The sequence below is a fragment of the Sinomicrobium pectinilyticum genome (assembly GCF_003725735.1).
Lineage (GTDB): Bacteria > Bacteroidota > Bacteroidia > Flavobacteriales > Flavobacteriaceae > Sinomicrobium > Sinomicrobium pectinilyticum.
On record NZ_RJTM01000002.1, the window covers coordinates 192012 to 215693 of the forward strand.

General features: G+C 43.2%; 11 protein-coding genes. 9 read left to right on the forward strand and 2 right to left on the reverse strand.

Annotated elements, in window-relative coordinates:
- Window positions 1–37 precede the first annotated feature (37 nt).
- The 9 genes from ED312_RS00800 (at window position 38) to ED312_RS00840 (ending at window position 18478) form a co-directional block, all read left to right on the forward strand.
- Complete coding sequence (locus tag ED312_RS00800) at window positions 38–1477, forward strand: family 16 glycosylhydrolase (RefSeq protein ID WP_123214082.1); 1440 nt, start codon at window positions 38–40, stop codon at window positions 1475–1477.
- 33 nt (window positions 1478–1510) lie between these two features.
- Entirely contained in the window at window positions 1511–4588 is a 3078-nt protein-coding gene (locus ED312_RS00805) for a SusC/RagA family TonB-linked outer membrane protein (RefSeq protein WP_123214083.1), read from the forward strand.
- A gap of 4 nt (window positions 4589–4592) precedes the next feature.
- Window positions 4593–6221 carry a RagB/SusD family nutrient uptake outer membrane protein gene (locus ED312_RS00810; protein ID WP_123214084.1) on the forward strand — a complete coding sequence of 543 codons (1629 nt, stop codon included), beginning with the start codon at window positions 4593–4595 and terminating at the stop codon, window positions 6219–6221.
- Between the two features lie 100 nt (window positions 6222–6321).
- Complete coding sequence (locus ED312_RS00815; RefSeq protein WP_170164420.1) at window positions 6322–8898, forward strand: glycoside hydrolase family 2 protein; 2577 nt, start codon at window positions 6322–6324, stop codon at window positions 8896–8898.
- Window positions 8899–8946: 48 nt separating this feature from the next.
- Complete coding sequence (locus ED312_RS00820; protein WP_123214086.1) at window positions 8947–10881, forward strand: glycoside hydrolase family 97 protein; 1935 nt, start codon at window positions 8947–8949, stop codon at window positions 10879–10881.
- A gap of 33 nt (window positions 10882–10914) precedes the next feature.
- A complete protein-coding gene (locus ED312_RS00825) occupies window positions 10915–12639 on the forward strand; it encodes a pectate lyase family protein (protein ID WP_123214087.1) in 1725 nt (574 codons plus the stop codon).
- A gap of 70 nt (window positions 12640–12709) precedes the next feature.
- Window positions 12710–14275, forward strand: a complete 1566-nt coding sequence (locus ED312_RS00830) for a sulfatase family protein (protein ID WP_123214088.1) — start codon at window positions 12710–12712, stop codon at window positions 14273–14275.
- A 104-nt stretch (window positions 14276–14379) separates the two neighbouring features.
- A complete protein-coding gene (locus ED312_RS00835) occupies window positions 14380–16788 on the forward strand; it encodes an FAD-dependent oxidoreductase (protein WP_123214089.1) in 2409 nt (802 codons plus the stop codon).
- 10 nt (window positions 16789–16798) lie between these two features.
- Window positions 16799–18478: a sodium:solute symporter family protein gene (locus tag ED312_RS00840; protein ID WP_123214090.1), complete on the forward strand. Its 1680-nt coding sequence runs from the start codon at window positions 16799–16801 to the stop codon at window positions 18476–18478.
- A gap of 327 nt (window positions 18479–18805) precedes the next feature.
- Here ED312_RS00840 and ED312_RS00845 read toward each other — a convergent pair whose 3' ends face one another.
- On the reverse strand, window positions 18806–20815 hold the full coding sequence (locus ED312_RS00845) for an ATP-binding protein (RefSeq protein WP_123214091.1): 2010 nt from the start codon (window positions 20813–20815) through the stop codon (window positions 18806–18808).
- Between the two features lie 10 nt (window positions 20816–20825).
- Window positions 20826–23678: a type I restriction endonuclease subunit R gene (locus ED312_RS00850; RefSeq protein WP_123214092.1), complete on the reverse strand. Its 2853-nt coding sequence runs from the start codon at window positions 23676–23678 to the stop codon at window positions 20826–20828.
- Window positions 23679–23682: the final 4 nt, after the last annotated feature.

Below are 23682 nucleotides of genomic sequence, written 5' to 3' on the forward strand. Positions count from 1 at the left end.
GCCATTAAAACAGACCACACCAAACCAGACTAAAATTATGAAAACAATTACAAATCTTTGGTACGGATGTATTGATCCGTACAGGTCAATCAGACTAAAACCGTTGTTGAAACGGGTTTTCTGCTCCGGGGAAAAAGCATCGGTTAACTTTTTAATGATAGCTGTCATTTTACTGGCAGGTTGTGAGAAACAGTCGTTTGAGACATCCGATGTGATTACAGGGGAAGATGCGATGACTTACACTGCAACGCTACCCGGCTACACGTTGGTATGGGAAGATAATTTTTGCGGTAAAACTCTCGACAGTACAAGATGGAAGTACCGTACGGACTGCAAATTTCAGAGTTGTCAGCGGCCGGATAATGTGGTGGTTAATGACGATACCCTGAAAATTCTCCTTGAGGAAGAAAATTACCAGGGCAAACCTTTCACCGGAGGAGGAATTATCACCAAACAACCGAATAGTTACGGCTATTATGAGATCAGTGCAAAGCTGGATGACGGGTATGGCTGGCACCAATCTTTCTGGGCCATCGGAAAAAGCGGGTTTGATGATCCCGATCCGATATATGCCGACAGTACGGGTGCACGTATAGAAATAGACTGTTTTGAACACTATGGCGATTTTCCCAATACTAAGTTTCGCTACGGGGCCATAGACTGGTCAACGCTCAGAGGGTCTTCGGTCTATATGGGGTCGATTGGCGAAGGCACATATGAGGCTACCTCCGATTTGTCACAGGATTTTCATACCTATGGTTTTGAGTATAGCCCGGATTATATTAACTACTTTCTTGACGGGGAATTATTAAAGACCATAGATATCCGTGATGCACCCCAGCACGATGTCTACTTGTGGATTACTTCCATAGCTTCTGAAACAAATGCCACAGGAGACGGAGCCATGTATGTAGATTACATTCGGGCTTATGAGATAAGCCCGTCTCAATATCATGTTAGAAAAGTTGAGTTCCTTCAGTATCTGGATTCACTTCGGGGGCCCCAGCAGTCAAACGGGACAGACCTGTGGATGGAAGCCGAGGACTTTGCGGATATCAATAACTGGAAGGTGGAAAAAGATATAGATCGCACCGTGGTATTGAAAGGATTTACAGGTTTTGACGCTACACGGAATTCTACTGATCTCAAAGCCACTACAGGAGTTGTGGTTGACGAACCCGGTGTGTACAGGTTATGGGTAAGGTCCAGGGACTTTGATACACAACAGGGAGCACGAAAATTTAAAATGATCGTAAACGGAGAAGTATCCCCTGTTGAATTTGGCACACACGGAGAAGTGGGGTACGAATGGCAATCGGGAGGAGAATTTACTCTGGATGCGGGGGTGAATGTCCTGGAGATTTATGACAGTTCACAATATTTTGCAAGATGCGACAGAATCTTGCTGACTACGGATACCTCTTTCGAACCGGAAAGAATCGGCGGGTTTGCAAACACGTCACATGTAGATCCGTAATTAATCAATCGCTATAAATTAAAAAACCATAAGATGAGAGAAAATCTATTATTGGTACTATTGGCCGGTCTGTGTATTAATTGTGCATGGGGCCAGGAACTTACGGTTTCCGGTACAATTACTACGGCAGATGGTGAACCTATACCTTTTGCCAATATAGTAGTAGAGGGAACCGCCACCGGGACAGTGGCAAATATGGATGGAGCGTACTCCATTACTGCCGCTCCCGATGCCGTATTGGTGTTCAGCTATGTCGGTTACAGTAAACAGAAAGTCAATGTCGATAGTCGTACCGAAATCAACATACAACTCGAAGAGGATGTGGCCGCTCTCGATGAAGTGGTGGTCATAGGGTACGGTACACAGAAAAAGGCCAACCTTACGGGAGCGGTAACGTCAGTATCGGTAGACGAGGTAGAAGGCAGGGCATTGAGTTCGGTAGACCAGTTGTTACAGGGAAAAGTTGCCGGTATGGGAGTTGTACAGAATTCGGGACGACCGGGTGATGATATGGCCGAGATACGTATACGGGGAGTGTCATCGATAGACAATAACAACCAGCCACTGGTTATTATAGATGGTGTACAGGGAAGCCTGAATGATGTAAGTCCTAATGATATAGCTTCTGTTTCCATATTAAAGGATGCCGCATCTGCCGCAATTTACGGTTCAAGGGCGTCTGCCGGCGTCATATTGATCGAGACAAAAAAAGGAAATGGCGGAAGCGGTGAATTGAAGGTGGAATATAAGGGAACGTTTTCCGTTAGTCAGGCTACACGTCTGCCCGGGATCGTCGATTCGTGGACCTATGCTACATTAATGAACGAGGCCCGGCAGAATGTAGGCCAACCTGCCGCTTTTACAGAAGAAAGTATTGAAAAATACCGGAGCCAGACAGATCCCCAATATCCTAATACCGATTGGTACGATGTGTATTTCCAACAAGGAACTATGCAGGATCATTATGTTGCTTTACGTGCCAGGGGAAAAAACTATGGGATCTCAAATTCCATATCCTATAAAGATCAGGAAGGAGTACTGATCGGAACCGGGGCAAACCGTTTGTCCTTTAACAGTAATCTTTGGGGAAACTTTTTTAATAATAAGGTAACCGTATCCATAGGGGCAAACGGTTACCGGGATCGTGTAGATGAATTGACCGACAGGACCAATACGGTGATGGCACAGATCGCCGGAATGATACCGACCACTTTTGTCCGCTCCAATGATCCGGAGACAGGAGAAGCGAATTTATACGGTTACCCCGCCCGGTACCTGGCCGGGAAAGAACTTGGCGGGGGAACAAAAACATTGGGGAATCAACTCAATACAAGAGCTTCCGTAGAAATTACCCCTGTTAAAAACCTGAAGGGAAAAGTACTGATGGCCAATAACAAGCTGATAAGCCATTACGAAAATTATTCCCCGGAGTTCTACACGGCCGGAGATTTCCTGGAGAGCAGTACCAACAAACGATTATCATCACTGGAAAAACAGTCGTTGCAAAGAGACCGGAATACCCTGTTGTTGTCTTTGGAGTATGCCTTGTCCATCGGGAAACACGACATGCAGTTCTTTGCGGCCCATGAAAAACTGGAAACCATCTACAAAAGAGACGACGGCTCCGTACGCGAATTGTCCAGCAATGCCCCGATCTTTAATTTCGGTGACCCCAATACGTTTTACTTAAACAGTGTGGCTAATGAATTTGCCACGGCTTCCTATTTCGGAAGGTTTAACTACGCTTTCGATGGCAAGTACCTGCTGGAATTTAATTTCCGGAGGGATGGTTCTTCTCGTTTTGCCGAAGGTAATAAATGGGGGAATTTTCCATCGCTCTCACTGGCCTGGCGTGTAAGTGAAGAGAAATTCATGGAAAAACTTGATTTTATGAGCCTGAAGCTACGCGGATCATGGGGCCGCCTGGGGAACCAGAATATCTGGACCCCGTATGCCTTTGCAGATGAAATGAGCGGACAGGAGTACTATGCCTTCGGAAACACCATTGTTCCCGGCAGGGGAACAAACCTGCTGGCCAACAGGTCGGTGCGTTGGGAAACCACCGAGCAGGTCAATATCGGGTTCGATCTCTCCCTCTGGAACAGGCTGAGCCTGGAAGCTGATGTGTTCCGGAAAAAGACCTATGATATTCTGGCAAGGGTCACAGTACCGCCTTCATTGGGTGTAAGTACACTTCCATACCAGAACATTGGCACCATGATCAATAAAGGAGTGGAAGTAAGTGTAAATTACAAGTCTCCCTATCTTGCAGATGGTTTTAATTATGCTGTTTCTGCTAACTTTACCTACCTCAATAACAAACTCACCGACCTGGGCGGATTGCCTTTCGTAGACCATACGGCCAATACCCGGAGCGTAGTGGGGCATCCTTTCTCATCGTTTTACGGTTATAAAACAGAGGGAATATACCAGGTTTCCGATTTCATATGGCAAAGCGATAGTGACCCGGCTATTCCGCATGCCGAGCGTGAGTATATATTAAAAGATGGTTACGCCGACCAATCCGGACTAATGGATAATCCGGCTCCGGGAGATATAAAACTTGCCGATACCAACGGTGATAAGGCCATTACCCCGGATGACCGGACTCTGATCGGTAACCCGCTGCCCAAATATCAGTATGGGTTCGGGATAGACCTTTCCTATAAACGGTTCGGTCTGAATATTATCGGCCAGGGAGTTGTCGGGGCAGATGCATATATGAATGGTAATGTAATAGCTCCGTTCTTTAATACGCAGGGCCCGTTGAGCAAGGAAATAGCAAATCATCACTGGACCTATGAAAACCCTTCAAATAAATACCAGCGATTATACGTGGATAAGACCCGCGATGCCCTGGTTACCAGTTATAACATTTACGACGCATCCTATTTTCGTCTCAAAAGCGTACAGTTCAGTTATGACCTTCCCGATAAATTTATTCAGTTGTATAAGGTAGATCGCTGCAGGATATTTTTCAATGCGGAAAACCTGTTGCTCCTGACGCCTTTTGTTGACGGATTTGATCCCGAACGCAGTTATAATAATGTTACCGCGGCGTTTCACCCGCAGGTTTCGAGTTACACTATAGGGCTAAACTTAAATTTTTAAACTCATGGAAAAGAAAAACATCATATGGTTCGTTTTTACAGGCCTTTTATTTTTAACCTTTTCCTGCGACGACGAATATTTGGATCGCAACCCCATAGACTTTCTGTCGCCGGACAATTTTAATAATGAGAAGGACATCAGGGAAGCCGTAAATGGTATTTATAAGGCCTATATTTCCGATATTTACGAACCCCTGTTTACCGATTTTATCGTAGACGACGGTTATTTTGTGGATTATCAGTTATTGTGGACGAGAAACTATAACAATGAAACCCCCCAGATAGGCAATAAGTGGTCGAGAGATTATAAGGTGATCCTGAGGGCTAATACCGTATTACATTATATAGATGATGTGGAGATGCCACAGAGCAGCTATGACCAATACAAGGGGGAAGCCCTGTTTCTGCGCGCCCTGGCTTATTTTGATCTGTCATTCTTTTTTGGCGATGTTCCCCTGCGTACGAAGCCCGAGGGACTGGAAGGAAGCAATAAACCGCTGACTCCCAAACCGGAAATTTTAGAAATGGTATTGAACGACCTGGAAACAGCAGCCGGATTGCTGCCTGTTACCTATTCGGATGATAACAGGGGGAGGGCAACCAGGGGGGCAGCTTTGGCCATAAAGGCCCGGGCATTGCTGTTTAACCAGCGTTATGCGGAAGCCGCAGATTATTGTAAGAAAGTAAGGGAGTTGGGCGTATACCAGATTATGCCGGAATACAAGCTGTTGTTCCTGCCCGAAGGAGAGGCTGCTAATAAGGAAGTCATATTTGATATGCAGTTCGAAAAAGACTCAAGGGATTTCGGGTTGTCTAACCAGTGGTATACCCGTTTCCGTTCCTGGAGCGGCTATATGGTGGGACATGACCTGTATGAACAGTTTTATTCCACGAACGGTTTGTCTATCAACGATCCGGATAATACATTATATGATCCTACGGTGAGATCAAGCGGACTGGCAGCACCTTCCGAATATATAAAAGAAGGAGGATATGACAATCGTTTTCAGGATCGTGACCCCCGCCTGCATTATTCGCTTGTAGTGCCTTATTCCATAAGAGATTACAACCCGCAGACGGGAGAACCCGTAGTGTATTATCCCATACAACAGCAAAATGCTAATTTTACCGGTTTCAAGGTAAGGAAATACGTGGATTATTCTGATAACGGTGTTCAGAACGCCTCCGGAGTTAATCCCGTCATTATCCGCTATGCCGATATATTGCTCATGGAAGCAGAAGCCCTGGTGGAGCAGGGAAGCTATAATGAAGCAGAGGTGTATGCCCTGATCAACCAGGTCCGTCAAAGGGAAAGCGTGATGATGCCCAAGGTTGAAGATGTGGAAGGTACCGGACTTTCGCCGGAAGAACTGATGGCGGTCATCCGTCACGAAAGAAGAGTGGAATTTGCCTTTGAAGGGCTGCGGATATTTGATGTAATGCGCTGGGATATAGGGGAAGAAGTCTACAATGCCGATCTGCGTGGTTTCAGGCCTGACAAACTTTCCCCGAAAGCCAATAATATTTCATACGAAGTCTATTCGGTATTCTCGCGTTCTTACGACCCGTCCAAAGGATACCAGTGGCCCGTTCCCAAGGCAGAACTGGACGCCAATAAAGCACTTACACCATGAGAAACGGGTTTTTAACCGCAGAAATGATTACATACGGAAATACATTTGTTAAAAAAGAAGGGCATTCCTTATGGGGGCGTCTGGGAAAAGCAGGTTTGTAATGGCTGATGCATTTAAATTCAGTATTGTTATATGGATAGCGGTCCTGTTTATATATCCGGCAGGATTAAAGGCAACGAATGGAGAAGAGCGCCTTTCCCTGAATGGTTACTGGGCGTTTAAAACCGTACACCGTATGGAAGAAGCCATACCCCTGGTACACCCCCGTTCCGTATGGAAGGAAAAAGATTCTTTATGGATACCCGGCAACTGGGATACGGAATCCGGGTATGCCCTGTACAAAGGTATGGGAGTCTATAAAAAAGAGATCCGTATTCCCCCGGAATGGAAAAACGGTTTTATTCGTATCCGTTTCGGCGCAGTTTACGAAAAAGCCTATGTCTATGTCAACGGGCATTATGTGGGGAGCCATAAAGGCGGGTACACTCCCTTCGAATTCAGGGTGGAGGACCTGCTTTCTGCGGGGGAAACCAATACCATAGTGGTGATGGCCGATAACTCCTATGCCAGGGGAGCCTGGTGGGCCTGGGGCGGGATCAGCAGGGATGTGACCCTGGTCCGGAATACTTCGGTAAGGATCAACCAGTTGAAGGTGACACCGGAAGTGGACCTGCAAACCGGGAAAGGCATGGTAAATATTGATTACGGTCTGGAAAATAACGGGAGAAAACAGGAAGATATGACTGTTTCCGTTAAAGTTTTTGCCGATAAGGAATTCCATTCGGTGATCCGGGATACTACCTATAAGGTTACGATCAATAGCGAAACATCCGTGATAAAAAACCTGTCCCTCAAGTTGCAGGGAACAGTTAAGCTCTGGCATTTCGATCATCCTGGTCTTTATGGCTGTGAAGTGACGGTCCGGGAAAACGGAAAAATAATACATCACAAAAAAACACATTTCGGTTTTCGTAAAGTGGAGGTCCGGGAAAATCGCCTGCTGCTGAACGGGGAACCGGTCAGGCTGGTCGGGTTTAACCGGGTACACGATCACAGGGCTACGGGCAATACAGAACCTTTGTGGCTGATAAAGAAAGACCTGGACCATATGAAGAGTCTGGGATGCAACATGACAAGGATGATGCACGCCCCCCTGTCGCCGGAGCTGCTGGCATATGCAGACGAAATAGGGATGCTTATCATCCAGGAAATACCCGTATGGGGGAGGAATGACCCTCAGGCCTTCGAAAATAACCCGGTGACCAGGCAGTGGCTGCAAGTGATGATAGGACGCGACTATAATCATCCGTCGGTCATAGGATGGAGTGTTGGGAACGAACTGTCCCTGGATATCAAAGACTGGAAAACACTTCATATGAGTCGTGAGCAATACCAATATATAGTGTCTATGATAAAGTATGTGAAAAAGGAACTGGATACCGGCAGGCTGGTAACCTATGTGAGCCACACCGCTTTCCGGGAAGGCATAGACATTAACATGGAACCTGCCCGGCATGCCGACCTGATCTGTTTTAACAACTATGGAGATTTTGTGAAGTCTGCCCGCACCATTCATCAGCGCTGGCCGGATAAACCGGTCTTTATTACCGAATTCGGACAAAAACAGATAGGGTACAGCCGCGATGACAGCCTGGATCAAAACGTTACAGCCGGGTTAGCCGAGATAGGAAAACTTCCGTATATCGCCGGAGCGTCACTGTGGACGTATAATGATTACCGGAGCGATTTCAAGGGCACACCTTTGGGAGGCGACCGTACCTGGGGAGTTGTTGATGTGTGGCGTAAACCCAAACGTGCAGCCCGGCAGATACGAAAAGCCTTCGCCCCGGTTTCGGACTTAGATGTGCAATGGGACGATAAAAATCACACCGTTCAGGTACGCATCAGCCCCAGAGCTGAGAACGAGTTGCCTACCTATACATTGAGCGGGTATAAACTTCGATTGTCCTTACACGATAAAACGGGAAAAATGCTATCCGAAAAGGAGACGGGACTAAAGGACATCACCCCGGGTGATCCTGACTTAACACATGCGTTTTCTTATGCCAGAGAAAGCCCGGGTGAATGGATATATGCAAAGGTGAATCTGGTCAGCCGAACAGGACATACTGTTTATGACCGGGTTTTATACAGAAAAGTCCCGGACCAGCCAAAGGTGTTACACACTATATCGGGAGATACCGAAGCAAGGCTGTATTTCGGTACGGCATTGCCCGGTACGGATATCCTTTTGGAATTTCCATCCGGGGAGACCATCACTACCCGGGAACAATGGGTGGATGTTCCGGAAGAAAACCTTCAGCCGGGAACAGAAGTAAAGATATATGCTGTCAATCATCTGGGGCGAAGCAAACCCCTGGTGCAGAAGATAAAATTTTCCGGAGGTTCCCTGCCTCCCGTGATAAGGGCTGCGATGCAACTGGAAGACGGGATAGTGGTGGGATACAGCGTACGGTCGGGAGAAAGCCGTTACAGGATACAGTACAGACCATTGGGAGAAGAAAAACACATCCGGGAACGGGTTACCCCGCTCGAAGGGTCTGTTAAAATAAGGGTGAATCCCGGAGAGGGCTTTGAAGTTCGGATCAGGGAAGAAAAAGAAGGAGTAAAAAGTCAATGGTCTCCCTGGAAAAAAACGGAGAGCCCGGATCTTTAAGAATCCCCGGTGAGAAAAATATTAACGAATTGATCAGACCTATTTTATATGTATAATCGGATTATAGTTTGCCTGGCTTTATCGGGATATATCTTTTTTTCATGTAACAGTGACAAAAAGAATATTGTATTGGTTAGCCCGGATATGGAAGTACGGGTGAACATCCGGAAAGACAGTACCGGGTACAACATAAAAGCTGCAAAGCAGGACTTTGTTTTTATGGAAAAAGGATTCCTGGGGTTGAACATCCTGGAAAAGGAAAACCTTTTTTCTTCCCTGACCAGCCTGCAAGGGCCGTTTCCCAAGCAAGAAGTGGTCAGTGTAATGGGAATAACAGATACGGCTATAATCAAATGGAATGAATACCTGCTTGAATTCAGTAAGGGAGAACAACTTGAATTCAGGGTCTTTGACCAGGGCACAGCATATAGGTATAAAGCAGGCGGGGGGAAAGAAATATATCGTGTTACCGGTGAAGAATCTTCATGGACCATACCGGCTGATACTAAAGTCTGGTACTTTGAACGTAATAACAACTGGAAGCTGAAATCTTATGCAGGCGAGTGGATGTCAACAACCATAGAACAGCTTCCTGTGGTTTCCGGAACCGGTCCTGTACAGGGAAAACCACTGATTTTCGGGTATTCGAACGGAGGGTACGGCATCCTGGCAGAAGCCGGGTTGTTTAATTACAGCGGCTTGCGTTATGAAGCACTTCCGGAGAACACCCTGAAAGCCGATTTTTTTGAAGGAAAGTCCGGGTTTGAGGTCCGCGGCAATGTTATTTCTCCCTGGAGAATAGCTTTAGTTGCGGAAGACCTCAATCAACTGGTCCATCAGCAAAGTGTCATTACGAGTCTCAACCCTGAAGCCGATCCCGCATTATTTGCTGACCGAAGCTGGATCAGGCCGGGAAGATCGGTCTGGCGATGGTGGTCAAACCTCACCGGCACACCCGAAGAGGAAAAAAAGATGATCGATGCTGCCGAAGCATTGGATTTCGAATACAACCTCATTGATGCCGGTTGGGAGAAATGGCCCGGTAAATGGCAGGCCTTAAAAGCCATATGCGATTACGGAAAAGAGAAGGATGTAGGTATATGGGTATGGAAACACTCCAAAGAACTCAATTTCCCGGAAGGGGATTATCAACAGATGCAATCCTTTATGGACAGCCTTCATAATGCAGGTGTCAGCGGAATTAAAGTTGATTTCATGGATGGAGAGCGCAAAACGCTGATTGACTTTGACGAGGCCGTACTTCGCCATGCCGCAGCACGGAAACTGATGGTGAATTTTCACGGGTGCCAGGCCGCAACAGGAGAAATAAGGAGCTACCCCAATGAACTTACCCGTGAAGGAATAAGAGGGCTGGAACTGAACACACATCCCGAAGGACCGATAACGGCATCTCATAATGCGGCACTTCCTTTTACAAGGTTTGTTTCCGGGCATGGTGATTATACGCCGTTGGCATTTACAGCCACTGGCGAAACCACCTGGGCCCATCAGTTGGCTACATTGGTTTTGTTTACCTCTCCTTTGCAGGTCATAGCAGAGAACCCGGAAATATTGTTGCACCATCCGTCCGTGGCTGGAGCTTTGCCTCTCATTAAAGAGATGCCTACGGTATGGGATGAGACCTTGGTATTACCCGGAAGCCGGATCGGCGAATTAGCGATCATGGCCCGGCGTAAAGGGGATGACTGGTACATCGGTATAATCAACGGAGGAGAGAGAAAGACGTGTGAAATAGACCTTGCGGTGTTGAACTCCGCAGCTAAAGAAGCCATTTTATATCACGATGCTTCCGAAAGTATTCCCAATCCCATAGCAAAAGGAACCAATGCCAGGAGCAGGTATTACAGCGAAATAATCACACCTTTTGTAACAGATACAGTGCAGTTACCGGATGATGTATTATCCGTGGAGCTCGAAAAGAACGGAGGAGCGGTTTTGTGTCTTGGTAAAAGAGTTAAATAAAGAGCCTTCAGGCAGAAAAACAAAAATTAGAAAATGATCTACAAAGGATTTTTAGTAGTGATCGCCATGTGGATAACAGGCCATCATATGGGCCATGCCCGGGATAAAATTGTGAATGTTACCGATTTCGGAGCATTTCCCGATGATTCGAAATGTGATATTAATGCGATTAAACAGGCTTTGGAACACGCAAAAACCGTAGGGGCCAAAGCATTGGTATTCGAGGCCGGTACGTACGACCTGTTTGTGGGAGATGTTACAAAGAATACTGCTATTGAAGTTACGAAGCTTCATGATTTTACCATGAGAGGCAGTAAGGATAGTGAAGGAAATCCCGCAACAACATTTCTCCGGCATTATGACTTCAGGAACGATATGTATGGAAAACCCATATTGTCTGTACGGGAATGTAATAATTTCCGCCTGCAACATGTCATTTTCGATAATGCTCCGCGCTACTCGACCGCAGGAGAGGTCATTGCCAATGACGGGCAATCCGTTACCGTAAAAATATTCGAAGGAAACCCGGTGATTGACGGAACATTGTTTTTTACGAGTAATATTTGGGACCTTTCTACCAAAACCCTTAAAAAAGCAGAAAGTCCCACCTATGGAGGCGATGTATATAAGAAGAAGGAAGAATATACATGGCATGTGGAAGGTGACCCGGCCGAACGTATCATGAAACTCAATTCACCCACAGTAGCTTCCGGGGTTGAGGTAGGCGAAGGCCTGAGCTGGCATTTTTCATATAAAGGCGTTCAGGTCAATTTTTATGGATGTCATGACCTCTTTGTAGAAAATGTATGGACCTATAATGCCATCGGATTTTGTATGCAAGCTCAGGCGTGTGAAAATATCACTGCGGGAAAAATTAAGATCATGGCGCCGGATAATCAGCTGGCCGTCGGTTCCAGGGACGGGTGGAAGCTTTATGCTTGCCGGGGTAAAATTGTTATGGACGAATTATATATGGAAGGAGTGCGATGGGATGGGCAGAATGTCCACGGCTCTTTTCTTTCACCATACCGGGTCATTAATAAAAACACAATATGGTTAAAGAAGAAAAAAGGAGCAATATTGCCTATTCCTGAAGGATCGAAGATCGGGTTCTGGAATGGCCGGGAAGAAGTTTTGTGTACCGTTCGTAAATCGGTTATAAGACCCATAGAAAACAAGGGAGGTTTTCTGCTGACTTTTGAAGAAAATATACCGGATTTTGTTACCGATAAAACGCTGTGCCAAATCTACGGGTGGAATATAGACCATTATGCCCTGAGCAATTCCGAATTCAGAAATATTGCGGGAAGTGCCAGCCTGATCAGGAATACTGACGTAACGATCGTAAATAATACGTTCGATCATATCATGTACCCGGCCATCATGATCGGGGCCGCCATTAATGAAGGTGAAGGTGTGGTGCCGAAAAATGTAAGGATCGAAAACAACAGAATATCCCATTCCGGTTGGATGGCGCGTTACGGCATTACCGGGGCTATCGGTATCCGGAACCAGGAAAAAGGCGAAAAACTGGTCTTTTTTGATAAGGATAAGGCGGCTGCGAAACTGAAAAAAAAATCCCCTCCGCTAACCAATATTCAAATCATCGGAAATACGATAATGTACGGTGAAAAAGGTATCGTGGCTAGCGGGACACTCGACCTTCTCATCAAAGGAAATGTGTTCCGGCAGGTGGAAGAGACCATTGTTGCCGATCGGAAAAGCAACCCCGGGATGCTAGTAACAGGTAACGAGTAAAGCGGTGTCAAGCTGTTAAGTAGTTTTCGAAACTCAGATAATGACCAGGAAATAAATAATGTATCAAAAAATGAAAAAACAAACACATCAAATTACCGGCATACTGGCTGCGGGGATTGTACTATCCTTTCTCGGCAGTTGTAATTCACAACAGAAAGAAACATCCGGCCCTGATCCTGTATTACCCAATATCGTAATTATAAATATGGACGACCTGGGGTATGGAGACCTTGGAGCTTACGGAGCAGAGGGAATACCTACGCCTAATATGGATTACCTTGTAGAAAACGGTATCCGTTTTACCGACGGGTATGCCGCCTCCTCGACCTGTACCCCGAGCAGGTATGCCCTGCTTACGGGTGTATATCCTTGGCGTAACAGCGATGCAAAGATCCTTCCCGGAACTGCCCCGCTTATTATTGATACGGCTCAGCAGACCCTGCCGAAGATGTTGAAAAAGGCGGGTTATTACACAGGTATTGTGGGGAAATGGCATTTGGGTCTCGGAACAGGGCAGGTAGACTGGAATGAGCATATAAGCCCGGGTCCTAACGAAGTAGGTTTTGACGAAGCTTTTATCCTGGCCGCAACCCAGGATCGCGTCCCCACGGTATACATAGAAAATGGCAACGTGGCAGGGCTGGAAGCCGATGACCCCATCCGGGTGAGTTACGAACATAATTTTGAGGGAGAACCCACAGGACTGGACAACCCCGAATTGCTGAAAATGAAGTGGCATCACGGGCATAACCAGAGTATCGTAAATGGTATTCCCCGAATAGGTTACATGAAGGGCGGCGAGAATGCAAAATGGGTGGATGAGGACATGGCAGATACCTTTTTGGCCCGGGCACAGTCTTTTGTACGGGAGGAGCGATCATCGCCCTTCTTTCTCTATTATGCCATGCAGCAGCCTCATGTACCCCGTACACCGCATCCCAGGTTTGTGGGAAAAACGGATATGGGCCCCCGGGGGGATGTCATTGTTGAGGCCGATGCCTGTATAGGTGCATTTGTCAAAACACTGGAAGAAGAAGGTCTGCTGGAGAGTACATTGATCATTTTTACCAGTGACAATGGTCCGGTACTAAACGACGGGTACTATGACAACGCCGTGGAAAAGGTGGGCAATCATCGTCCGGGAGGTCCGCTGAGAGGTGGAAAATACAGCATATATGAGGCCGGGTTCCGGGTGCCGTTCGCCGTTTTCTGGAAAGGGAAAATCAAACCGCAGGTGTCCGATGCCATAGTGTGCCAGGTCGATTTACTGGCCTCACTGGCACAATTTACCGGTCAGCAAGTAACAGGAACGGACAGTGAGGATTACCTGGATGCTTTTCTGGGTAAAAGCAATAAAGGACGTGAAACCCTTATCCTGGAAGGTACATCGCGAACCATCCTCAGGGATGGGGATTGGGTCATGATCCCCCCGTATCCCGGGGCAGTAGTACAGAAACAAGTGAATATTGAAATGGGGGCTGCGAAGACCTATCAGTTGTATAATCTTGCGGAAGACCCGGGCGAACAGCATAACCTGGCGGAAAAACAGCCGGATAAACTGGAGGATATGAAGAAAAAGTACAGGGAATTAAGAGGAAAAGCCGGAAGTGAAATACAGGAGCTGGAATTACATTGACCGGTACAGTTATAGTATTGAATAAAGAAAATAAAAAGAAATGCTATCCTGATGCTATCATAATTTATGTGGATCAGGGGTAAAAAGATAAAGAAACTTAAGCTATGATAAAAAGGGACTGTGAAGCGAACAGGAAGTTAAATACCGAAATATATCACACGGAACTTGCTGTTGTAGGTGGTGGACTTTCGGGGGTATGCACCGCCATCACCGCAGCGAGGAAGGGAGTAAAGGTGGTATTGGTACAGGACAGGCCCGTATTGGGGGGAAATTCGTCTAGTGAAGTTCGCTTATGGATACTCGGCGCCACCTCTCACCTCGGCAATAACAACAGGTGGAGCCGTGAAGGTGGGGTGGTAGATGAACTGCTGGTAGAGAATATGTACAGGAACAGGGAAGGAAACCCGCTGATATTCGATGCAATACTGCTTGATAAGGTAAAGGCAGAACCTAATATAACCTTACTGTTGAATACCGCTGTTTACGAAGTCCGGAAGCTGACTGATGACAGCATAGGAGCAGTAAAAGGTTTTTGCAGCCAGAATTCGACCGATTACATTGTCCATGCACCATTATTCTGTGATGCTTCCGGTGACGGTATTGTCGGTTTTCTATCGGGGGCAGCCTTTAGAATGGGGGCCGAGAGCAAAGAAGAGTTCGGAGAAAAATTTGCTCCTACCGAAGAATACGGGCAGCTTTTAGGGCACAGCCTGTATTTTTACAGTAAGGATACGGGAAGGCCTGTAAAATTCAAGGCACCGGATTTTGCCATGGATGTCAGTAAGGAAATTCCCCGTTTCAGGAGTTTTAATGCCAAAGAGTATGGATGTAAGCTTTGGTGGCTGGAGTACGGGGGACGAATGGATACCGTATACGATACGGAAAAGATCAAATGGGAACTATGGAAGGTGGTGTATGGTGCCTGGGATTATATCAAGAACTCTGGTGAATTTCCGGAAGCCGAAAATATGACGTTGGAATGGGTGGGGACTATTCCCGGAAAACGGGAAAGCCGGCGGTTTGAAGGAGACTATATGCTTCGTCAACAGGATATTGTGGAGCAGAGAACCCATGAAGATGCTGTGGCTTACGGTGGATGGTCCATAGATTTGCACCCGGCAGACGGGGTGTTCAGTGAAAAACCGGGGTGCAACCAATGGCATGCCAAAGGTATTTACCAGATTCCGTACAGGTGTTTATACAGCAGGAATATAAAGAACCTTTTCCTGGCTGGGAGAATCATCAGTGCAACACATGTAGCTTTTGCTTCGACCAGGGTTATGGCTACCGCAGCCTATATCGGACAGGCTGTAGGAATGGCTGCTTACATTGCCGGGACAAAAGGAGCCGTTGAAAATAAATTTGTAAAAACAAAGCGCGAACAGTCGTACGCGAATCATGGGGGGGCTGCTGAAGATATGACAGAAGACAAGGAAACGGGGCATACAGTTGTTACAGAAATATATCATAAGGGGTATCTGAACCCGCGGGATATCCTGGAGAAAGGCTTTATAACCGATCTGCAACACGAGTTACTGAAAAGTGGTCAGCATATCCCCGAACTGGTATTACATGATGATACCGATCTGGTTCAACAGGGAAGTCTGACTGTGTCAAGTACTTTCGCATTGGGATGTTTAAGTGCCGATTTCGTACTTCCGCTGGATATTTCGGTTGCACAGATGCTCCCTTTACAGGAAGGAAAATTACCGGCGATAACTTTTGACCTCGAAGCGAAAAACGATACTGTTCTGGATGTTGAATTGCGGATCAGCGGGAAAACAGGAAACTTTACACCGGATGTTTCCCTGGAGAAGTTTGCCGTGGCAGTAAAAAAAGGCAGAGAAACTGTTCGGGTAGCGTTTTCAGCACATATAAAGGAGCGGGCTTATGCCTTTATCATTTTGCACAAAAACCGGGATGTGGAACTTTACAGGTCCTCCCTTCGGGTTACCGGGATATTATCGACATTTAACCTGGTGAACAAAGCAGTATCCAACTATGGGAAGCAGGTTCCCCCGGAAGACATCGGGATGGACGAATTTGAGTTCTGGTGCCCTCAGCGGCGGCCCGGGGGACATAATGTGGCCATGAAGATCGATCCGCCGTTACACCCTTTTGGTAAGGAACATATCAAAACAGGAGTCTACCGGCCTACTACAACCCCGAATGCATGGGTGGCCGATTTGAATGATGCGGAGCCATGCGTTAAAATAAGCTGGGAAAAGCCCAGGGAGATCAGCAGGATTGAATTATTTTTTGATACGGATTACGACCACCCGATGGAAAGCGTTTTAATGGGACATCCGGAATCGGTGATGCCCTTCTGTGTGAGGAATTATAAGATATTGGATGATAAAGGAGAGGTCGTATTTGAAAAAACTGGCAACTATCAGACCATAAACAGAGTAGATTTGAAAACTACGATAATCACCCGGGAATTAACTATTACAATGGAACATCCTTCAAGAGATGTCCCGGCCGCATTGTTTGCCGTTCGTTGTTATCGCTAAAAGACAGAACATGGGAATTTTGGATTATATCGTGATGTTTGTTTTTACAGGCATTATTATTGCGGCGGGGCTGTCATTCGGAAAAACGGGGAATTCCATGAAGTCTTACTTCGCAGCGGGAGGAGCGGTACCGTGGCAGATCAGTTCACTGTCTTTGTTTATGAGTTTCTTTTCGGCAGGAACATTTGTAGTGTGGGGATCCATAGCCTACCAGTATGGTTTTGTTTCCATAGCCATTCAGCTTACCATGTGTCTCGGAGGGTTTTTCGTAGGTATGTTTATCGCCCCTGCATGGCAAAAATCACGTGCATTGACGGCAGCGGAATTTGTGTCCAGACGGTTGGGACTGACCGTTCAGAAATTTTACAGTTATCTTATTCTGCTGATCTCTCTGATGTATACCGGGGCCTTCCTTTACCCGGTGGCTAAAATTATAAATGTATCCACGGGATTTCCCATTGAAGCCTGTATCCTGGTACTGGGGATTTTAATTATTATCTATACTGCTGTCGGAGGCCTTTGGGGGGTAATGATTACGGATGTTATTCAGTTTATAGTACTTACAGGAGCGGTGCTTATTGTCGTACCGCTGGCATTTGATAAAATAGGGGGCGTAGAAGAATTGTTTACTCATACCCCTCCCGATTTCTTTATGCCGGTGAACGAAGAATATTCCTGGCTTTTTTTACTGGCATTCGGTATTTATAACGGAATTTTTATCGGAGGGAATTGGGCTTATGTCCAGCGGTATACCAGTGTAGATAGTCCCAAGTCGGCCAGAAAGGTAGGATATCTGTTTGCGATACTGTATCTCATAAGTCCCTTTGTATGGATGTTGCCTCCCATGATCTACAGGGTGGTCAACCCGGATTTGTCCGGATTGGAAAATGAAGGAGCTTACCTGATGATGTGTAAGGCCGTACTCCCCCGGGGACTGGTGGGATTGATGCTGGGAGGTATGGTGTTCGCTACGGCGAGTTCCGTAAATACGACCTTAAACCTGGCAGCGGCTGTGTTTACTAATGATTTATATAAGTCGGTCCGGCCTGATACCCAACCGAAGCATCTGATGCTTATAGCCAAACTTGCTGTTATTGTTTTTGGAATTATGACTATTGGTGTAGCACTGTTGGTGCCATCCGCCGGAGGTATAGTGGAAATAGTTTTAAGCGTAGGGGCAGTAACGGGATGCTCCTTGTACGGTCCGCCTATATGGGCATTGTTCTCCCGGTATCATACGGGAAAATCAATCTTGTGGTGTACCCTCCTGGGCCTTTCCCTGAATCTCTACCTTAAATTTCTGCATCCCTTGTTAACCGGTATTTCATTAAACAGGGCAGAAGAAATGCTGGCAGGCTCCCTTATTCCCATTTTATTTTTATCGGGCTACGAAATATGGGCGAGAAGCTGGGGTAAAGTTTCTGAAGAGTACCGCCTGTATAAAAAGATCAAAGATACAGTCAGTCACGGGGAAAAAACAAAACCGGCAGATGAAAGCAGTAAGGCTCAGAATAGCTTTGGTTTAAAGATACTGGCAAGGACCATGGCAATAACCTCTATGATCTTTATCGGGCTGGCTTTGACAGCAGATCAGAAGGCGTTATGGACAACACTCTGTGTAGGAACAGTGATCGGTTTTATGTCGTGGTTTATACACAGGAAGTCGGGGAGGTACTCCCGGAATCAATAATTTCACGGTTTTGGTTCTGACTAAAATTGAATAACAAAGTCTAGAGAGGGGAGTTTTAGACTTTTTTGTTCTTCAGGATGCAGGAGAGTGCTGCATCTTTTGTTTCCTGAAAAAAGCCTTAGGCCAAAATATTTTTTGTAATGTATTGATTTTGTTTGTGTTGGTTGGGTGTTTTTTGGTGTTGTTTGATGAATTTATTTACCGATACAATATTTTTTATCCCTTTTATTCACAAGAGTTGGAACAGGGGAGGTGTAATTTTGGTGTAAGACTTTAGTTGCCTTTTTTGACGATTTATTTGGAAAGAAGTAAAGGTAATAAAATTGACTAATTAGACTGAGTTCTATATGTTAATAGGTCAGATGCCTCTTTATCTAATGAAACCCCTGCATCCTTGAGTTCTTCAAGTACAGTATCTTTAAATTTAAGCTTGTCTACCATATGTTTATTTTTTAAACGGTAGTCTGTAAATACATCATCCCAAGTCATTGCATAAAATTCATAATTTCTGATTGATTGCACTAGGAATTTTTTGCCCTTATTCTTCTGATTATCGTATTGATCTTTTATGTAATCATCAACTTTTTTACCAACTAACAAAAATTTCCATTTTCGATGCTGACTATTAAATTGTTCCTCTTCAACTATAAACCTCATATAATTCTCAATCTGCCTAAATTGATCTATGCCAATGATTACAGAAGGTCTTTTAAGCTCTACAATTATATTTTCTTCTATAATATCACTTTCTGTAAGAGGATCTGGATAGAAGTTTTGTCGACAAATAAATATATCTGGTCGCTTTAGCTTGTTCTTTTTATTAAGTGAGCTAATATTAGGCTTTTTATTTTCTGCTTCTACAAAATGAAGATAATTATGTAATAAGATCTCAAAATTGTCGTCTGCTGAAATTAAGTGATATTGTTCTCCAAACAACCAATAATTTGATTCAATAACTTTTTGAATATGTTCCCTTTCGTTGGTATATTTTTCGAGGTCAAAAACTAAAGCTTTCAGGGAATTGATAACCTTAAACCTGTTTTCTAAAAATCTAACTAATGAGACAATATGTTTAAGTTCTGTATTTTTAAGTGCCTTTGCCAATTCTTCTCTTTCTTCTTCATCCAATTTTGTAACACTCTCCAGTATAGTCAGTATATTTTCTCTTTCTTCAGAATCTAATAAAAGATTTAAAAAGCCTACTAAAGTTTTGCTTTGTTCCTTATTTAGTTTTAAGAAGATTTTTGGCTCAGCACAATATATTTCTTTTACTACATTTTCTAAATCTTGTTTTCTTAACCTCTCATAAGCATTGGACTTAAATTTTGGAAATACTCTATCTTTGTTATACCTCTTAATTAGTTCATCTGCCTTATTTTCTTTTATGAAGTACTTTTCTTTCTCTTTGAGGAATACATTTAAATGACTTATTAATGCTTTGTACGTATCATCTGCTTGATTTTGAAAGAAGCCTAATGTAGGCTCGTTTTCCTTAGTTTCTTCAAAATCATCAAAATATAGGGACTCAACATATAAAGAGTGGTGAAATTCAATTGCTTTATTATTAAATGATGTATGCTTTCTACCTATTTCAAGCTGTTTAGAGTTCAAGAAATAATAAAAATACTTATCACCAATTTTCTTTGACCACCTTATGTAGGTGATTTTAAAATTGTTCTTCCCTATTTGTAAATCAAAACTATCAGTATCGGCTATAATAGACTGATAATTTATTTCACCACCATTTAAAACTAATTTATAACCTTTATCCTTATTTAAATAGAGAAACCAGCCAAATTCTTGGGCTATAAATTGTTGAAAATCATCTGATTCTAATAAATCTCCTGTTAAGTTAAAGAACTTTTCAAATGAAACTATAGTTCCAGTATTTTGTCCTTTTTTAATGGTCTTTTCATTTGATACTGCATAATTTACACTATCAGATTTTTCAATTGAAATAGTAAAATTTAAAAGTTTGTTTGCATTGTTAAATGTTGTATTCCAAATTGCTTTGTGACAAAAATTTGTAAATGAATAACGTCCTTTTCCTTTTTTCCCTTTTACAAACCCTGTTGCAGAGAAGGATTGTTCTTTTTGAGAATCTAAAAAGTTTCCAAAAGTATCGTCTAAAGTACTTATGTCTATTCCTGTGCCATTATCTACTATGGAAAGATGATTAATAAAACCAACTTCATTAGCATCAAAATTAATATCTATTCTTGAGGCATTGGCATCAAAACCGTTCCAGATATATTCAGCAATAGCTTTTCTATAATCTGTAGGTAAGCCACTTTGCTCTATACTTTTTGATGTTATTTTAGCTGTATGTTTTTGCATTGATTTTTAATTAATTATCCATTCCATTGATAAAGGTATCTACAAAGTTAATCACTTTACTCAAAATTCTGTCACCTATTGTTTTACGTTTTAAAACTGAGGGTTTATCGCCTTCAATCAGGCCTAATAGTTCGTCACGTAATGGCTCTCTTTCGGCATAAAGGTAATCTTCAATAAGTTTCTGGGTTTTTTGGGATGATAGGTTTTCTTCTTTTACAAACTTATCGAATGCCATTTTTTGTTCTTCTGTCCAGAATTTTTCAAATTCTTGAGGAATCTCGTCAGAATCTTCAATTACAGGTAAATTTTCTTGAATGAATTTTTCAATCAATTCACGCTTACTACGCAAATTGGCTTCACCAGAAAGGATATCGACAATTTCTTTTTTCTTAGCTTCTTGTTCTGATTCTTTAGCATCTTTCAATGCAGCTAAGAGCTTTAATATGTAAGTAACGTTAATTTCATCTCTATGAATCAGTTCCAACTCAAAATCTACATCATTAAGAATTGACACTTTTTCTTTAGCAGAATCATGTTTGGTTTTTTGCCATAAATCTAAATATTTACTTCTGTAATCATTAAACAATTGCTCATGCATGGCTAAATCTTCCCAGTCGAAATTGGCAAAGGTTGTTAGTATGTTTTTGAGACGCATCAATTCCCTAAATGCCTTGATAAATTCTAATTCGTCTTCTTCACTTACTAAATCATTAACACTATTGACTGTTGGCGTTATTTTGAGTAAATTGATAAATGCTTCATTGAATTTCTGCACATACTCTTCATAGGGCTGCATTATAATAACCTCTATGGCTTCCTTATTACTAAATAGCGTTATGGCTTGGTCTGTAGCTTTTTTAAGGTTTCGGAACACAACAATGTTTCCTTGTGACTTCTGCTCGTTTATTATTCTGTTGGTACGTGAATAGGCTTGTATTAATCCGTGGTACTTTAAATTTTTATCTACATATAAAGTGTTTAAAGTAGGACTATCAAAGCCTGTTAGGAACATATTTACGACTAACAGTACGTCAATCTTTTGTTCTTTTACTTTCTTGGAGATATCGTTGTAATAGTTGTAAAAGGATTGGCTATCTTTGGTAGAGAAGTTAGAACCAAACATTTCGTTATAATGTCCTATATAACTTTCCAATTTGTCCCGTTTGTGGGCATTCATACCGTATAGGACAGCAGCTTCCTCAACTACAGAAACTTCTTCAGGAATATAGCCATTGGCATCCGCATCATCTTCGTTTGCGACATAGCTGAATATGGTTGCTATTTTTAGGTTGTGTTTACCTTCTTCTTTTTTACGCTGAAGTATATCATAATAATTTACTATCATGTCAGTGCTCCCAACACAAAACATAGCCGTAAATTCTTTACTATGTGTTTTTCGGTTGTGATTAGCAATGATATAATCAGCAATTTTTTCCAATCGCTTAGGGGATTCCATTAATTCTTTGCGGTCAATGTCTTCTACTTCAATATCTATTTCGGTAGCAGATTCTTTTTGCTTATACTTGCCTACATATTCTACAGAAAACTTTAACACATTTTCGTCCTTAATAGCATCTGTAATCACATATTTGTGTAAACATTTACCAAATAATTCTTTGGTAGTGCGTTTTCCTAATTCGTTTTTAACGGCATTATCTGCAAAAATTGGCGTGCCTGTAAAACCAAACATTTGATGGTTGTTAAAAAACGACTTAATGCGGTTATGGGTTTCTCCAAATTGACTACGGTGGCACTCATCAAAAATAAAGACAATCCGTTCGTCTTTAAGTTGTTCCATTTTTGCCAAGTAGCTCTTTCTGCTGATGGCTGTATTTAGTTTCTGAATGGTGGTTACAATGATTCTGGTATCATCGCTGAACTGCTTTACCAATGCCCTTGTATTATCTGTACCATCAATACTACCTTTAGAAAAACTATTGAATTCTTTGGTAGTTTGGTAATCCAAATCTTTTCTATCTACCACAAACACCACTTTTTTAACTTGTGGCATTTTCATAATGATCTGGCTTGCCTTAAATGAGGTTAAAGTCTTTCCTGAGCCTGTGGTATGCCATATATAACCATTTTTGGTTGAGTTCTTTACTCTGTCTATTAAAGCCTCTACAGCATAGAATTGATAAGGGCGCAATACCATTAAAACTTTATGGGTTTCATTTAGCACAATGTACTTGCATATCATTTTTGAGATATGACAAGGCTCTAAAAACTCGGAGGTAAACCCATTAAGAATGTTGGTTAAGCGTTTGTTTTCTTTATTGGTCCAATAAAAGGTTTGTTTAAAGGATTGATGCCTGTTGTTAGCGTAATATTTTGTATTAACCCCATTACTAATTACAAATATCTGTACGTATTGAAATAAAGCAGATTTAGCACCAAATGAATGTCGTTGATAGCGGTTTATTTGGTTAAAGGCTTCTTTCATTTCCAAACCTCTACGCTTCAATTCTATCTGCACCAATGGCAATCCATTGATTAACAAGGTAACGTCATAACGGTTTTTGTATGAACCCTCCATAGTAACCTGGTGGGTAACCTGGTACTGGTTTTGACACCAATGCTCTGTATTTAAAAACTCGAAATATAAATTTTCTCCATTATCCCTTACAATATGCTGTTTTTCTCGTAGGGTTTTGGCCTTTTCAAAAACAGAACCTTTGCTTAGTATATTGAGAACTCGTTCAAACTCTTTTTCTGTAAAGGTTATATCATTATGTTTTTCTAACTGAGTCTTCAGATTGGTTAATAAAGCAGCTTCATCCGGAATATTAACTTTAGTATATCCTATAGTTGAAAGCTGCTCTATTAATTGTTTTTCTAATACCTGTTCTGGTTGAGTTGACATTCTT

Bases quoted from the DNA above. Each gene is read 5' to 3' on its own strand.
- ED312_RS00800 (WP_123214082.1), top strand. From the start codon at position 38: ATGAAAACAATTACAAATCTTTGGTACGGATGTATTGATCCGTACAGG.
- ED312_RS00805 (WP_123214083.1), top strand. From the start codon at position 1,511: ATGAGAGAAAATCTATTATTGGTACTATTGGCCGGTCTGTGTATTAAT.
- ED312_RS00810 (WP_123214084.1), top strand. From the start codon at position 4,593: ATGGAAAAGAAAAACATCATATGGTTCGTTTTTACAGGCCTTTTATTT.
- ED312_RS00815 (WP_170164420.1), top strand. From the start codon at position 6,322: ATGGCTGATGCATTTAAATTCAGTATTGTTATATGGATAGCGGTCCTG.
- ED312_RS00820 (WP_123214086.1), top strand. From the start codon at position 8,947: ATGTATAATCGGATTATAGTTTGCCTGGCTTTATCGGGATATATCTTT.
- ED312_RS00825 (WP_123214087.1), top strand. From the start codon at position 10,915: ATGATCTACAAAGGATTTTTAGTAGTGATCGCCATGTGGATAACAGGC.
- ED312_RS00830 (WP_123214088.1), top strand. From the start codon at position 12,710: ATGAAAAAACAAACACATCAAATTACCGGCATACTGGCTGCGGGGATT.
- ED312_RS00835 (WP_123214089.1), top strand. From the start codon at position 14,380: ATGATAAAAAGGGACTGTGAAGCGAACAGGAAGTTAAATACCGAAATA.
- ED312_RS00840 (WP_123214090.1), top strand. From the start codon at position 16,799: ATGGGAATTTTGGATTATATCGTGATGTTTGTTTTTACAGGCATTATT.
- ED312_RS00845 (WP_123214091.1), bottom strand. From the start codon at position 20,815: ATGCAAAAACATACAGCTAAAATAACATCAAAAAGTATAGAGCAAAGT.
- ED312_RS00850 (WP_123214092.1), bottom strand. From the start codon at position 23,678: ATGTCAACTCAACCAGAACAGGTATTAGAAAAACAATTAATAGAGCAG.